Here is a 14,595-nt window from a genome sequence, read left to right as displayed (position 1 = left end):
CCCGCCAGGGCACGGAATGACTCCGTGCGCCCCCTGTGCACCGGCGTCGCGCTTCGGGCCGTGCTTAGTACCGGCCCCTCTCGGGCATCCGTCGTCGTAGAGTCGCCAGGGGTTGTCCGACCGTGTCGAGGACGGCCCATCCGATGCCCCGAGGACGGATACCGCCATGCCGCGTATCACTGCCGCACAGTTCTCCTACGGTTCGGTCACCGTCGTCTTCTCGACCCTCGCCATGCTGCTGCTCTCCCGTACGGAATCGGGGATCGGCGTCGCCGTCATCGGCACTGCGGCGCTCGCGCTCGGTCTGCTGGTGGCCGTGACGGTATCCCGTCCCACCCCGGCGACGGCAGGGAGGTCCGCGCGGGCCGGGGCCGCGGCCGGCACGCACCGGGACGCGGTCTCCACCGCCGTCGAGACCGAGGGACTCGCCCTCGACGAGCTCCGGACCCCGGCCCCGTCGCCCCGCGGGAACGGACGGCCCGTCACCTCGGGCACGGAGCCCGCGGACGACCACCGGGACGAGCGCTCCCTGCGGCGCTGACTCACCTCGTGGCGCACCAATCCCGGTAGGTCCCGCTCGACCCGGTCAAGTCGACGGGGTCGAGAGCCAACAGGACGGAACAGGGCGGGAGTCGGGAGGACATGACCGCGGTCCTTCTCCCGGCTCCGGAGCGCGAGCGGGCCGGCCGGTCCGCCGCGATTCGGTCTACTCCTCGTCCACCTGCCGACCGGTCGCGATCACATCGACGTCTCCACAGCCTGGCGCGGCAGCGACACAGCCTGGCGCGGCAGCGACCGCCCGCCGCGACCGCCCGCGGCCCTGGGTGACTGGCGGGGCGGGAAGGAGCCGGCCGGGCGGGGCGTCAGGGACTGTCTTCGCGCACGGCCCGGGTCTCGCTCCCGTTCTGAGGTCCTCAGGTCGTCTGGACGACCACCGTCTTCGCCGCCTTGTCGTGGAGGCTCTGCCGGTACGGCTTGTCCGTGAACATGAACACGATGAGAATCAGCCACCACAGGCACGGGCAGCACAGCAGGGCCGGCAACCACAGCACCACCGCGCGCAGGAACGACGTCCCGGTGTCCGGCACCCGGCCGTCGTTGAGCATCGCCACGCGCAGCTTCATCAGCCGCTTGCCGATGGTGCGGCCGTCCTTGTGCGTGAAGTACGTGTCGTAGGCGACGTAGGCCACCAGTCCGATCAGCGACCAGATCATCTGGTGACTGCTGTACGTCTGGCTGAAGAGGTCGCCGACGTCGGCATTGCCGTTGGTGGTGTTGCCGTTGTTCCTCACCTCGACGGCTCCGCCCCACGGCAGAGAGATCAGATAGAGCGGAATCGAGATGAGGAGGAAGTCGACCAGTCGGGCCAGGATCCGTTTGCCCGGTTCGGCGAGCGGCGGCATGCCCGCCAGCGGGTCCACGCCCCCGTACGGCCCTCCGCCGCCGTAGGGGCCGGGGCCGTACGGCGGCGGAGGGGGAGGCGGCATGCTCCCGTAGGGCGAACCCGACGACGGACCGGGGCCGGGGGGCGGACCGGGCGGCGGCCCCTGGGGCTCCTGCGGCCCGGGGGGCTCCTGCGGGCCCTGGGACTGCCACGGTTCGGACGGCCAGGACTCCGACGGCCGCGGCTCCTGCGGCTTCTTGCGGAACGGGTCGTCCTCGGGCGGCTCTCCGGACGTCGGCTGATCGTTGCTCATGGGGGCAGTGCATCCCGGCCCGGGACCACCCGCAACGGCTCAGGTGCGTTCGGGGGAACGCCTGGGCCCCCGGCGGCTCACCCGATGGGCCGCCACCCGGAGGAGTGGCCTCCGCAGGGCGACGGCGCGCGGGACCCCGCCCTCCGCCGCCCCGCGGGGGCCGTCTCAGCCCGCGACGAAGGTGTGTGCCGCCTTGTCGTGCCAGCACTGGCGCCACGGACGGTCGAACAGGCACCACAGCACGTTGGCCACGCCGATCACCAGGAGTCCCAGTACCCCGTACACCAGCCAGCGGCGCAACGCGGCGCCGAAGGACGGGGACCCGTGCGACTCGATGTCCCGTACTTCGAGTCCGCAGAGCTTCTTGCCGAGCGTACGGCCCCACTTCGCGGTCGGCAGCGCCTCCAGCAGGACACCGAGGACGAGGAACGCTCCGAGCACCGCGCCGAACAGACCAGCCGTGGTGGGGTCCACCAGCCAGACGGTGACCGTCCGGCCGGACGTCCTCGCCGCGTCGATCTTCGCGTCGATGTGGTCCAGCGCCCGTGAGACGAGCGGGAACCCGATCGCGCCGACGAGAGCGCCCAGCACCACCGTGTCGACGAGCCGGGCGACGAACCGCTTCCCGAGTCCGGCGGGCCGGGCCGACGCCTGGGCCCGCGCCAGTTGCTGGAAGGGGTCGTCGACCGGCGGCTTCCAGGGCGTGACGGGCTGGTCCGGCTGCTGCCCGCCCGCCGCGCCGAGTTGCGGATGGGGATGGGACTGCTGGGCCTGGTGCGGGAGGCGGGGCTGCTGGAGGTGCGACGGAGGCTGGAGCGGCGACTGGGGCTGTTGAGGATGCTGGGGCTGCTGCGCCTGGAGTTGCTGAGGCTGAGGCTGCTGCGCTTGGGGCTGCTGGGGTGCCGCCGGGGCCGACTGGGCGCTTCCATGGGCCTGGGCCCAGGGGGTACCCGCCCCGCCGGGCCCCGGGTTCGCGGGCACGGCAGGGTCCGCGGCCGGGGCAGTGGCGGACGCCGGGCCCGGAACCGCCGGGCTCCGGATTGGGTTCGGATTCGGGTTCGCGGGCGCGGCGGGGACGGACACCGGGCCCTGCGCCGGGACGGGTCCGGGGCCCGTGCTCGGGGGCCGGTGCGCCGGTCCCGGCGCGCCGGGACCGGGAGAGGGCGGGCGGATCGCCATCGTTCCGTTCTCGGCCGGCTGCCCGGGAGTCCGGGAGGCGGACGGCCGGTTGCCCCGGTCCACCGCGCGAAGGGTGACGGTGTTCTCAGGCGTCTGATCGTCCCCGCCGCGCATGCCGGGCAGCGCGCCGTCGGCCGGGGCCCGCGAGGCGGGCTGCCGCGGGTCGGCGGGAACGGGATCGACGGCAACGGGATCGACGGGCGCGCGCGAGGCGGGCACCCGGTCGTCCGGCAGCCGCTCGGCCGACGGGTCGTCAGCGGGCGTGCGGCCGACCGGCACCGGAGCCGTGGGCATACGCGGCTCCTGGCCGGCCACCGGCCCCGGACCCGCTCCGGAAGCCCCGGAAGCCGCGGAAGCGGAAGTCCCGGAACCGGGCAGGGACATGGGCCCCGACGGCGGCCCCGAATCCGCCCGGCCATCCGGCTCGCCCTGACCGGTCGGCAGCGGAGCGGCGCCGGGCTGCGACTGGGCGCCCCAGGAGACCCGTCGGTCGGGTTCGCCGCCGAAGCCCGCCTGGCGGGAGGCGTCGGCCTGCCAGGCGGTGGCCGGTTCTGGTCGGTTGCCCGCCTGCGGCTCCTCGTCGAGGAAGACCGGACCGGTCTCCTCCATCGGCGTCTCCGCCGCAGCGGCGGCCGGAACGGACGGGACGGACGAGGCGGACGGGACCGGTGAGTCCGGCTGCTGCGGCCGGTGCTGCCGGCCGGCGGGCGACGCGGGCATCGGCTCGCCCTGCTGCGGGGCCGGGCGGCTCGTACCGGGCACCCACGAAGCGCCGTTCCAGTACCGGACGTATCCAGGGATGGAGGGATCGGGGTAGTAGCCCTCACGGGGGCTTTCGTCACCGGGTGCCGGGGTTGGGGCGCTCATCACCGTGGTCCCGTATCTCTTCGAGGCCTCAAATCAACGGGTCCACATCTATCAGACACCCGCCCGCCCCCGGGCCGGTCCAGGGGTTTGGGCCACTTTCCGGCCTTCCCGAAATTTTTTCCCGAAGTCGCGTCATAGTTGGCGTGGAGTGCGCTCTCTCCAGTGCGGGCCGGTCATGGGACCGGTTCACGGACACCGAGAGGACGCCCTCATGAACACCGTCGTGGAACGCGATCTGGAGCTCAAGCTGGTTCTGTCGCCCGAGCGCAGCATCCCCGTCCCCGCCCGGTTGACGTACCGCGCGAAGGACCCGTACGCCGTGCACATCGACTTCCACATCGGCTCCGAGTTCCCCGTCCACTGGACCTTCGCCCGCGACCTGTTGGTCGAGGGCGTCTTCCGGCCGTGCGGGCACGGGGACGTGCGGATCTGGCCGACCAAGGTCGAACGGCGCAACGTCGTCTTCGTGGCGCTGTCCTCCCCCGACGGCAACGCTCTTCTGGAGATGCCGTCGGCCGCCGTGGCCGCCTGGATGGAGCGGACCCTGCGCATGGTTCCGCCGGGCACGGAGACCGAGCGGCTGGGCATCGACGAGGCGCTCGCCGAGCTGCTCGCCCCGCTGCCCGCCGACGACCTGTGGATGAGCGACCCCTGGCTCTCGGACGAGTCGCAGGACGGCGACGCATGAGCGCGCGGAACCGGGGCACGCGGAACCCGGAGCACGACGGGTCCGAGCCCGCGGCGCCCGAGCCCGCGCGGCCTGAGCCGCGCCTGAACGCGCCCGGAGCGGGTGGCCGATGTCAGAACACCTTGCCCGGGTTGAGCAGCCCCAGCGGGTCGAACGTCTGCTTGATCCCCCGTTGCAGCTCGACACCCACCTCACCGATTTCCCGCGCCAGCCACTCCTTCTTCAGGACGCCGACGCCGTGTTCACCGGTGATCGTGCCGCCGAGCTCCAGGCCGAGCGCCATGATCTCGTCGAAGGACTCGCGTGCCCGTCGGCTCTCGTCGGCGTCGGTGTGGTCGAAGCACACGACGGGATGGGTGTTGCCGTCCCCCGCGTGCGCGCAGACACCGATGGTGAGGGCGTACTTCTCGGCGATGGCGGCCGTTCCTTCGAGCATCGCGCCGAGCTTCGAACGGGGTACGCACACGTCGTCGATCATCGTGGCCGACGCGACGGTCTCCAGCGCCGTGAGCGACATCCTCCGTGCCCGCAGCAGCAGTTCGGACTCGGCGGCGTCCTCGGCGGGGACCACCTCCGTGGCACCCGCGGCGGTGCACAGCTCGCCGACGGCGGCCAGGTCGGCCGACGGGTCCGGGGTGTCGAAGGCGGCGAGCAGGAGCGCCTCCGTGCTGTCGGGCAGGCCCATGGCGGCCATCCGGTTGACGGCCCGGATCGTCGTACGGTCCATCAGTTCGAGGAGTGATGGGGTGTGACCACGCTCCATGATCCGGCAGATCGCATCGCAGGCGGTCGCCGCGCTCGGGAACTCGGCGGCCAGCACCAGCTGCCGCGGCGGTCGCGGCTTGAGCGCCAGCACGGCCCTGACGACGATGCCGAGGCTGCCCTCCGAGCCGACGAACAGGCGGGTGAGGTCGTAGCCGGCGACGCCCTTCGCGGTGCGGCGACCGGTGGTGAGCAGGCGCCCGTCGGCGAGAACGACGTCCAGACCGAGTACGTACTCCGCCGTGACCCCGTACTTCACGCAGCACAGGCCGCCCGACGCGGTGCCGATATTGCCGCCGATGGTGCACATCTCCCAACTGGAGGGATCCGGCGGGTAGAAGAGGCCGACTTTGTCGACCGCCCGGGACAGTACCGCGTTGACGACGCCCGGTTCGACGACGGCGATCCGGTCGACCGGATCGATCTCCAGAATCCGGTCCATCTTCACCAGGGACAGCACGATGCAGCCGTCGGAGGCGTTGGCCGCGCCCGACAGGCCGGTGCGGGCTCCCTGCGGGACGACCGGGACGCGCAGCGCCGTCGCGGTGCGCATCACGTGCTGGACCTGTTCGACCGTACGCGGAAGCACGACGACGGCGGGTGTGCCCGCGTCGCAGAAGCTCGCCATGTCCCGGGCGTACGAGGCGGTGACGTCCGGATCGGTGATCAGGGCCTCGGCGGGAAGTCCCGTACGCAGTTGTTCGAGAAGTCCAGTCATGATCCAAGACTGGCACCCGGCCCCATTGGTGTGAACCCGTCGGCGGCGACCTCCGGACAGCGCAGCGTGATCATCTTACCGACGCAGAGTGATCGGCATGGACGCCACGCCACAGCGGCCTCCGAAGCCGCAGCCTCCCCCGAAACCTCAGCCGCCCCCGAAACTCCAATGGCTCCTGAAACCCCGGTGGCCGCTGAAACTCCAGCCGCGCCGGCGACCCGAGAAGTCGAAGTCGCAGAAGACTCGAAAGCCTCGTGATCCGGCCGCGCCGCTGCGGTGGGCCGCCACGGGCCTGGTGGTGGGTGCGGCGCTGATGGCGGGTGTGACGGTGGTCGCGCCGGACGACGGGGAGGAGTCCGCGCCGCCCGCCCCCGGGCCGGTCGCGCGCGCTCTGAGCGCCGCGGACCTGGGGTATCCGGTCTCGCTTCCGGATCTGGAGGCGCTGATCGAGAACCACCGGCAGCGGGTGGAACGGCATCCCTCCGACGCGCGGTCGTGGGCCGTCCTCGGCACCGCGTACGTGGAACGGGCCAGGCGCTCCGCCGACGCGTCGTACTACGTCCGGGCCGAGCAGGCGCTGAAGCGCTCGCTGCGCGCCGAGCCGGACGAGAAGGGGAACGCCGCCGCCCGGGTGGGGATGGCTCGGCTCGCCGACGCCCGGCACGACTTCGCCGCGGCGAAGAAGTGGGGCGAGGAGGTGCGGGCGCGGCATCCGGAGGAGTGGGCGGTGTACCCGGCGCTGGTCGAGGCGTACGAAGGTCTCGGGGACCTCGCCTCCTCGCGCGCGGCGGTACGGCGGTTCGCGGAGCTGCGGCCCGGGGTCGAGGCGCTGCTGCTGACGGCGCGGACGCTGCAGGGCATGGGCCGGGACGAGGACGCGGTGGCGAGCGCACGGGAGGCGGCGGACCGGGCGGACACGCCCGCGCGGAAGGTGGAGTGCCTGTATCTGCTGGGCGAACTGGCGTGGGAGCGGGGCGAGCCGCAGGAGGCGGTGGCGCAGTACGGCGCGGCGCTGGCGGTCGAGCGCGATCACCGTCCGTCGCTCGCGGGCCGGGCCGGGGCGCTGGTGGCGCTCGGCCGGGCGGACGAGGCGCGGCGCGACTACGAGGCCGCGCTGGCCGATCAGCCGAATCCCGCGTTCCTGCTGGAGCTGGGCGAGTTGTACGAGTCGCTGGGCCGGAACGCGCAGGCGCGGGAGCAGTACGAACGGCTGCGCTCGTCCCTCTCTCGGGACCAGGAGCAGGGCGTGGACAACGCGCTGCTGCGCGGCCGTTTCGAGGCGGCGCACGGGGAGCCGACGGCGGCGGTGGCGCTGCTGACCGCCGAGTGGGCGCGGTCGCACCGCAGTGCCGCGGTGGCGGACGCGCTGGGCTGGGCGCTGCATCTGTCGGGCGACTCGGCGGCGGCGCTGCCGTACGCGGAACGGGCGGTCGCCGCCGGTGCGCGGAAGGCCTCGTACGTGTCCCGTCTCGGGGCGATCCAGTGGGCATTGAAGGACTACGGACCGGCGCGGCGCCATCTGACGGAGGCCCTGCGCACCAATCCGCACTTCTCGCCGCTGGAGGCCCCGGCCGCCCGCAGGGCGCTGGACGCCCTGGACGGCCTGCCGACGGTCCTGCCGCGCGGTGTGCTCCCCGCCCCGGCACCGGCGGACGAGTCGGTCCCACCCACGCCCGCCCCCGCGCCCACGGCCCCCGGGCCGCGGCGGCAGGCCCCCGCCGGGCCCCCGGTACCGCGCGTCGGGAACGGCGGCTGACGCCCGGCGCCGACGGCCGGCCCGAGGGGGCGGTCGCCGTACGCGAGGGGCGGGGCCCGGATCGCCCGGTGGCCCCGCCCCTCGTCCGTACCGTCGGCTTCGCGACCGCGGCCCGTACGGCTTCCGGGGCAGCGGTCATGCCCTCCGGGTCAGAGGTTGCCGCGCCTCTCCTGCTCGCGCTCGATCGCCTCGAACAGGGCCTTGAAGTTGCCCTTGCCGAAGCCCATCGAGCCGTGGCGCTCGATCATCTCGAAGAAGACGGTCGGCCGGTCCTGGACCGGCTTGGTGAAGATCTGGAGCAGGTAGCCGTCCTCGTCGCGGTCCACGAGGATCTTCAGCTCGCGCAGGATCTCGACCGGCACCCGGGTCTCGCCCGCCCACTCGCCGAGGGTGTCGTAGTAGGTGTCGGGGGAGTCCAGGAACTCGACTCCCGCGGCCCGCATCGCGCGCACCGAGGCGACGATGTCGTTGGTGGCCAGCGCGATGTGCTGGACGCCCGCGCCGCCGTAGAACTCCAGGTACTCGTCGATCTGGGACTTCTTCTTGGCGATGGCCGGCTCGTTGATCGGGAACTTGACCTTGAGCGTGCCGTCGGCGACGACCTTGGACATGAGCGCGGAGTACTCGGTGGCGATGTCGTCGCCCACGAACTCCTTCATGTTGGTGAAGCCCATGACCTTGTTGTAGAAGCCGACCCACTCGTTCATCCGGCCGAGTTCCACGTTGCCGACGCAGTGGTCGATGGCCTGGAAGGTGCGCTTGGCGGGCGGCTCGACGATCGGGGAGGCGGCGACGTAGCCGGGCAGGTACGGACCGTCGTAGCCGGACCGCTCGACGAGGGTGTGACGGGTCTTGCCGTACGTGGCGATCGCGGCGAGCACGACCGTGCCGTGCTCGTCCTTGATCTCGTAGGGCTCGTCGATGCCGCGGGCGCCGTGCTCGACGGCGTACGCGTAGGCCGCGCGGGCGTCCGGGACCTCGATGGCCAGGTCGACGACGCCGTCGCCGTGCTCCATCACATGGTCGGCGAGGAAGCGACCGCGGTCGGTGGACGCCTTGATGACGGAGGTGAACACGAAGCGGGCGGAGCCGTTGGTCAGCACGTAACTCGCGGTCTCCCGGCTGCCGTTCTCCGGTCCGGAGTAGGCGACCAGCTTCATGCCGAAGGCCGTCGAGTAGTAGTGCGCGGCCTGCTTGGCGTTGCCGACGGCGAAGACGACCGCGTCCATTCCCTTGACCGGGAAGGGGTCGGCCTGCCGGGCAGTGTCGGGGGTGGTGTGCAGAGTCTCAGTCATGTGCGAAGGCTCTCGCCGCTTCGCAAGGTGCGCAACAGTTCGCGGAATCGCTGGGCAATCTGTACAGCGGATGGGGATGATGGCCGGGCTATCTGTACATGATGACCATCACAGTGACCCCCCGGAGGCGGACGATGGCGATCGATCATCTGGACGGCCGGCTCATCGTACTTCTGGCCCGTGAGCCCCGCATCGGCGTGCTGGAGGCGTCGCGGCGGCTGGGCGTGGCACGCGGAACGGTGCAGGCGCGTCTGGACCGGCTTCAGTCGAATGGAGTCATCCGCGGCTTCGGTCCGACCGTCGATCCGGCGGCGCTCGGCTACCCCGTCACCGCGTTCGCGACGCTGGAGATCAAACAGGGGCAAGGGGCCGACGTGCGGGCCCACTTGGCCGGTGTCCCGGAGGTGCTGGAGCTGCACACCACCACCGGGCACGGGGACATGCTCTGCCGGCTCGTCGCGCGTTCCAACGCCGATCTCCAACGGGTGATCGACCGGGTTGTCGGTTTTGATGGCATCGTCCGGGCCTCCACGGCCATCGTCATGGAGAACCCGGTGCCGTTGCGTGTCATCCCGCTCGTCGAGCAGGCCGCGGGGGACGCCGACTGACGACCGAGCCGAGGAGTGGCGTGTGAGCTTCTGGGAATATCTGGGCAACCGCCACCAACAGCTGCTCACGGACGCGTTCCAGCACGTCAGCGCCGTGTTCCAGTGCATGGTCATCGCCACCGTGCTCGGGGTCCTGATCGGCGTCGTCACGTATCGCAGCGGCTGGGCGGGGTCGCTGGCCATCACGTCGACGGCGACAGTGCTCACCATTCCCTCCCTCGCCGCGATCGGCCTGCTCATCCCGCTGGTAGGGCTCGGGGTGGCGCCCACGGTGATCACGCTGACGCTGTACGGACTGCTGCCCATCGTCCGCAACTCCGTCGTGGGGCTGCGCGGCGTCGATCCGGCGCTCGTCGACGCGGCGAAGGGCATCGGGATGTCACGGCCGGCCCGGCTGCTGCGAGTGGAGCTGCCGCTGGCCTGGCCGCCGATCCTCACCGGCATCCGGGTGTCCACACAGATGCTGATGGGCATCGCCGCCATCGCCGCGTACGCGTCCGGCCCCGGCCTCGGCAACGAGATCTTCCGCGGCATCGCCTCACTGGGCAGCGCCAACGCGCTCAACCAGGTGCTCGCCGGAACGATCGGCATCGTCGTCCTCGCCCTGCTCTTCGACGCCGCGTACGTCCTGCTCGGGCGGCTCACCATTCCCGGGGGGATCCGTGCCTGAGACCGCCGACGCCCACTCCGCCGGTTCCGGTGACAACGCCCGCTCCGGCGGCAACGCCGGTTCCGATGGTTCCACCGGTCCCGGTGGTGACGCCGCCACGACCACGGCCTCCGGCAGTACGGCCGCCGACGGCGTCGAATCCCCGAAGCGGGCAGGGGCGGGGACGGCGGAATCCGTTTCGGGTGCCACCATCCACCTGGACAACCTGACCAAGCGGTACCCGGGCAATCCGAACCCGGCCGTGGACAACGTCACGCTGGACATCAGGGCCGGCGAGACGGTGATCTTCGTCGGCCCCTCCGGCTGCGGCAAGTCCACCACCCTGAAGATGATCAACCGGCTGATCGAGCCGACGTCCGGGCGGATCCTGATCGGTGGCGAGGACGTCACCGACATCGATCCGGTACGGCTGCGCCGCAAGATCGGGTACGCGATCCAGTCGTCCGGACTCTTCCCGCACATGACGGTCGCGGAGAACATCGCCCTCGTACCGAGGATGGCCGGCTGGTCGAAGGCGCGGGTGAGGGACCGGGTCGAGGAGATGCTCGACCTCGTGGGGCTCGACCCCAGGGAGTTCCACGGCCGCTATCCCCGCGCGCTCTCCGGTGGTCAGCAGCAACGGGTGGGCGTGGCACGGGCGTTGGCGGCCGATCCACCGGTGCTGCTGATGGACGAGCCGTTCGGAGCGGTCGACCCGATCACCCGGGACCACCTCCAGGACGAGCTGATCCGGCTCCAGCACGAACTGCACAAGACCATCGTCTTCGTCACCCACGACTTCGACGAGGCGATCAAGCTGGGCGACCGGATCGCCGTCCTGCGGGAGCGCTCGCACATCGCCCAGTTCGACACCCCGGAGGCGATCCTCACCAACCCGACGGACGACTTCGTCTCCGGGTTCGTCGGTGCCGGGGCCGCGCTGAAGCGGCTCAACCTGACCCGCGTACGCGATGTGGAGATGGCCCAGTTCCCGACGGTGACGGTCGACGACCCGCTCCAGTCGATCTTCAACAAGCTGCGCATCGGCCCGCACAACGAGATCCTGATGCTGGACCGAAGGAACCGCCCGTACAAGTGGCTGCGGCGCGGCGACCTGATGCGGGCGCGCGGTTCGCTGGCCCGGGCCGGACAGTTGGTGCACGACACGGTGACGCGGGACGCGACACTGCACGACGCGCTGGAGGCGGTGCTGACCGACAGCGGCGGGCGGGTCGCGGTGACCGGGCGACGCGGCGAGTTCATCGGCGTCGTCGACATGCACACCCTGATGAACTCGGTGCACGAACTGCTGGAGGCCGACCGGCTGGCCGCCATCGAGCACCAGCACGATCTGGAGGTGCTCCGCGCCCACCAGACCGAACAGGAGCTGGAGGGCGGTGCCGGCGCATGACTCCCGATTCCCCGTCGAACCCCGGACCGTCGCGGGCGAACCACGGACCGGCCCAGTCGAACCGCGGCCCCGCACAGGCGAACCCGGGCCCGCCGCACCCGAACCCCGGACCGGCCCGGTCGAGCCACGGGCCCGCACGGAACCGGCGTGCCGGCCGCCCCGCGCGCTCCGCCCGACCCGGGCGTTCCGAACGCCCCGGACCCTCCTCCGACAAGGACCGCCCGCCCGGCGAACACGACGTCAAGGGCCATGCCTTCCGCGACGAGGAGGAGGAGCCCCCGCCCCCGCCGTCGCCACCGCGCCCCCGGATCACCTGGCGCAAGCTGGTGGTGCTGCCGGCCGTGCTGGTGGCGGTCCTGGCCGTCACCTACCTGTGGATCACGAACGTCCACCTCGACTCGATCGCGCGGAACGCGCTCACCGGTGGCAATGTGCGGCTGCGCTGGTGGCAGCACGTGGAGCTGACCGCCATCTCGACGTTCTGGGTGCTGATCATCGCGATCCCGCTCGGCATCGCGCTGACCCGGCACGGACTGCGCAGGGGCGCGCCGCTGGTCACCGCGATCGCCAACATCGGGCAGGCGACCCCGGCGATCGGTCTGCTGGCGCTGCTGGTGATCTGGCTGGGCATCGGTCCGTCGACGGCGGTCATCGGCATGGTGATCTACGCCGTGCTGCCGGTGTTCTCCAACACGGTGGCCGGGCTCAGGGCGATCGATCCGAACCTGGTCGAGGCGTCGCGCGGCATCGGCATGTCGCCGATGGGGACGCTCACCAAGGTCGAACTCCCGCTCGCCGTACCGCTGATCCTGGCCGGGGTGCGGACGGCGCTGGTGCTCAACGTGGGTACGGCCACGCTGGCGACGTTCGTCGGCGGCGGCGGGCTGGGCGACCTGATCACCTCGGGCATCCAGACCCAGCGGATGCCGGTGCTGGTGCTGGGGTCGGTGCTGACGGTCGTGCTGGCACTGCTGGTGGACTGGCTGGCCTCGCTGGCCGAGGTGGCGCTGACCCCGCGCGGACTGGAGGTGGGGTGAGATGGGTCCGCGCGAAAGGCGCCGAGGACGCGGGGAACGCGGGATGCGCGAGGCGCACGAGGTGCAGGGGTGGCACCCGGTTCGCGGGACGCACCGGCTGGGGACGACACTCCGGGTGGCCGGGGTACGCCGGATGGACAGGGCGCACCGAGTGCGCGGGCGGCTCCTGGGGGCGTTCGCGGCCGTGGTGGCCCTGACGTCGGCGCTCTCCGGGTGCGGGCTGAAGAGCGGGTCGCCGATGGCGGACGAGGTACGGCCGGGTTCGGTCGGCCGGGGCCGGCCGCTGGAGGGCGCCTCGCTGACCGTCACCTCGAAGAACTTCAGCGAGAACATCATCCTGGGCCAGATGATCGGCCTGGTGCTCAAGGCCGCCGGTGCGGAGGTGCTGGACCGGACGAACCTGCCCGGTTCGATCAGCGCGCGCGAGGCGATCGTCAAGGGCGACGCCGACACCATGTACGAGTACACGGGCACCGGCTGGATCACCTACCTCGGTCACGCCACACCGATCCCCGACCCTGAGAAGCAGTGGCGGGCGGTGCGGGACGAGGACCGGAAGAACGGTGTGACATGGCTGCCGCAGTCCACGCTCAACAACACCTACGCGCTGGCCGTCAGCAGGAAGAACAACGCCAAGTACCACTTGAGGTCGCTCTCCGACGTCGCCGCGCTGGCGAAGCGGAACCCGTCGGCGGTGACGATCTGCGTGGAGAACGAGTTCGCCTCGCGCGACGACGGACTGCCGGGCATGCAGAAGGCGTACAAGATGTCCCTCCCGGCCGGCAACATCAAGAAGATGGACGCCGGGATCATCTACACCCAGGTCTCGAAGTCCGACTCCTGCCTGCTCGGCGAGGTGTACACCACGGACGGCCGGGTCAAGGCCATGAACCTGGAAGTGCTCGTGGACGACAAGCACTTCTTCCCCAACTACAACGCCGCGCCCGTCGTCCACACCGAGACGTTCCGGCGGTACCCGCAGATCGCGGAGCTCCTCGACCCGGTCACCAGGAAGCTGACGACCGAGGTCGCCCAGGAACTCAACGCCAAGGTGGACGTGGACGGGCAGGACCCGCACCAGGTGGCGAAGGACTGGCTGATCCGCGAGGGATTCATCCGGATCGGCTGACGCGGAAACGGCTGGTGGGCGGGGGACATCGACACGGAACGGAGCAGAACGGCGGACGGCCGACGGGGAGTTGCAAAGAACTCGATGCAAAGAAAAGCTTGCAAAGATTTCTTTGTAAGCCTACGGTTGTGACATGCCCGCGAAAAAGAACGGCGACGACCGCCCCGCCGACGAACTGAACATCCACATGGTCGACACCCGCACCCTGCGCGCGCTCGCCCACCCACTGCGCCTGCGCCTGCTGAACGCACTTCGGGAGTTCGGCCCCGCCACCGCCTCCGGTCTGGCGGACCGGCTCGGCGAATCCAGCGGCGCCACCAGCTACCACCTGCGCCAGCTGGCCTCGTACGGCTTCGTCGAGGACGACCCGGAGCGCGGCAAGGGCCGCGAACGCTGGTGGCGCGCCGTCCACGCGGGCACCGCGTTCAACACGGGCCTCTTCGTGAACCACCCGGATCCCGACGTGCGCGGCGCCGTCGGCGTCGTGCTCCACGAGATCGCCGAAAACCACGCCCAGGAGCTGAGCACCTGGATCGGCACGATGCACGAGTGGCCCGAGGAGTGGCATCGGGCCTGGGAGGCCAGCGACTTCAAGCTGCGCCTGACCCCCGACCTCTCCGCCGAACTGATCACGAAGATGCACGAGCTCATCGAGAGCTACCGGGACCGGGTTCCGGAGGGCACCGAGGGCGCGGTCACCGTCCGCAGCCACCTGCACTTCTTCCCCCGCCCCGCCGACTGACGCCCCCACCGGACGACAGCCGCCCGGCCTCGGGGAACGCCGCACCACCGGCCGGCC

13 protein-coding genes are annotated in these 14,595 nt (G+C 71.4%); 9 read left to right on the top strand and 4 right to left on the bottom strand.

Going from position 1 to position 14,595, the window contains the following annotated elements; all coding sequences use genetic code 11:
* The first annotated feature begins 166 nt into the window (after positions 1-166).
* Positions 167-541, top strand: a complete 375-nt coding sequence (locus ACFYY6_RS14105) for a hypothetical protein (protein WP_351626696.1) — start codon at positions 167-169, stop codon at positions 539-541.
* Positions 542-914: 373 nt separating this feature from the next.
* Here the strand turns inward: ACFYY6_RS14105 and ACFYY6_RS14100 are convergent, their stop codons facing one another.
* The gene (locus tag ACFYY6_RS14100) at positions 915-1,697 is read right to left on the bottom strand and encodes an RDD family protein (RefSeq protein WP_351516692.1); all 783 of its coding nucleotides are present in this window, start codon (positions 1,695-1,697) and stop codon (positions 915-917) included.
* A 165-nt stretch (positions 1,698-1,862) separates the two neighbouring features.
* Positions 1,863-3,743 carry an RDD family protein gene (locus ACFYY6_RS14095; protein WP_389193226.1) on the bottom strand — a complete coding sequence of 627 codons (1,881 nt, stop codon included), beginning with the start codon at positions 3,741-3,743 and terminating at the stop codon, positions 1,863-1,865.
* Between the two features lie 211 nt (positions 3,744-3,954).
* Between ACFYY6_RS14095 and ACFYY6_RS14090 the strand changes: the two genes are divergently transcribed.
* Positions 3,955-4,431 (top strand): SsgA family sporulation/cell division regulator, encoded by a 477-nt coding sequence (locus ACFYY6_RS14090; protein ID WP_351516689.1) that lies wholly within the window; start codon positions 3,955-3,957, stop codon positions 4,429-4,431.
* A gap of 112 nt (positions 4,432-4,543) precedes the next feature.
* Here ACFYY6_RS14090 and ACFYY6_RS14085 read toward each other — a convergent pair whose 3' ends face one another.
* Positions 4,544-5,911, bottom strand: coding sequence for an FAD-binding oxidoreductase (locus tag ACFYY6_RS14085; RefSeq protein WP_389193223.1), 1,368 nt, complete (start codon positions 5,909-5,911; stop codon positions 4,544-4,546).
* Positions 5,912-6,224: 313 nt separating this feature from the next.
* Between ACFYY6_RS14085 and ACFYY6_RS14080 the strand changes: the two genes are divergently transcribed.
* On the top strand, positions 6,225-7,667 hold the full coding sequence (locus ACFYY6_RS14080; RefSeq protein WP_388652061.1) for a tetratricopeptide repeat protein: 1,443 nt from the start codon (positions 6,225-6,227) through the stop codon (positions 7,665-7,667).
* A 149-nt stretch (positions 7,668-7,816) separates the two neighbouring features.
* Here the strand turns inward: ACFYY6_RS14080 and hppD are convergent, their stop codons facing one another.
* Positions 7,817-8,962 (bottom strand): 4-hydroxyphenylpyruvate dioxygenase, encoded by a 1,146-nt coding sequence (gene hppD / locus ACFYY6_RS14075; RefSeq protein ID WP_351516684.1) that lies wholly within the window; start codon positions 8,960-8,962, stop codon positions 7,817-7,819.
* A gap of 134 nt (positions 8,963-9,096) precedes the next feature.
* Here hppD and ACFYY6_RS14070 point away from each other — a divergent pair, with 134 nt between their 5' ends.
* The 6 genes from ACFYY6_RS14070 to ACFYY6_RS14045 all read left to right on the top strand — a co-directional run bounded on the left by ACFYY6_RS14070 (position 9,097) and on the right by ACFYY6_RS14045 (position 14,538).
* Complete coding sequence (locus tag ACFYY6_RS14070; protein WP_073783402.1) at positions 9,097-9,570, top strand: Lrp/AsnC family transcriptional regulator; 474 nt, start codon at positions 9,097-9,099, stop codon at positions 9,568-9,570.
* 22 nt (positions 9,571-9,592) lie between these two features.
* Positions 9,593-10,240, top strand: coding sequence for an ABC transporter permease (locus ACFYY6_RS14065; RefSeq protein WP_386607626.1), 648 nt, complete (start codon positions 9,593-9,595; stop codon positions 10,238-10,240).
* A 190-nt stretch (positions 10,241-10,430) separates the two neighbouring features.
* Positions 10,431-11,630, top strand: a complete 1,200-nt coding sequence (locus ACFYY6_RS14060; protein WP_351626827.1) for a betaine/proline/choline family ABC transporter ATP-binding protein — start codon at positions 10,431-10,433, stop codon at positions 11,628-11,630.
* The gene (locus tag ACFYY6_RS14055; RefSeq protein WP_389193220.1) at positions 11,627-12,667 is read left to right on the top strand and encodes an ABC transporter permease; all 1,041 of its coding nucleotides are present in this window, start codon (positions 11,627-11,629) and stop codon (positions 12,665-12,667) included. Before ACFYY6_RS14060 ends, ACFYY6_RS14055 begins: the two co-directional genes overlap by 4 nt.
* 133 nt (positions 12,668-12,800) lie before the next feature.
* Positions 12,801-13,796: a glycine betaine ABC transporter substrate-binding protein gene (locus tag ACFYY6_RS14050; protein ID WP_389193382.1), complete on the top strand. Its 996-nt coding sequence runs from the start codon at positions 12,801-12,803 to the stop codon at positions 13,794-13,796.
* Positions 13,797-13,929: 133 nt separating this feature from the next.
* Entirely contained in the window at positions 13,930-14,538 is a 609-nt protein-coding gene (locus ACFYY6_RS14045; protein WP_351516680.1) for a winged helix-turn-helix domain-containing protein, read from the top strand.
* The last annotated feature ends 57 nt before the right edge of the window (positions 14,539-14,595 follow it).

The organism is Streptomyces sp. NPDC001750, from assembly GCF_042892615.1.
GTDB lineage: Bacteria > Actinomycetota > Actinomycetes > Streptomycetales > Streptomycetaceae > Streptomyces.
The sequence above is the reverse complement of the archived record's forward strand: the minus strand, read 5'-3'. Positions and strand labels throughout refer to the sequence as shown.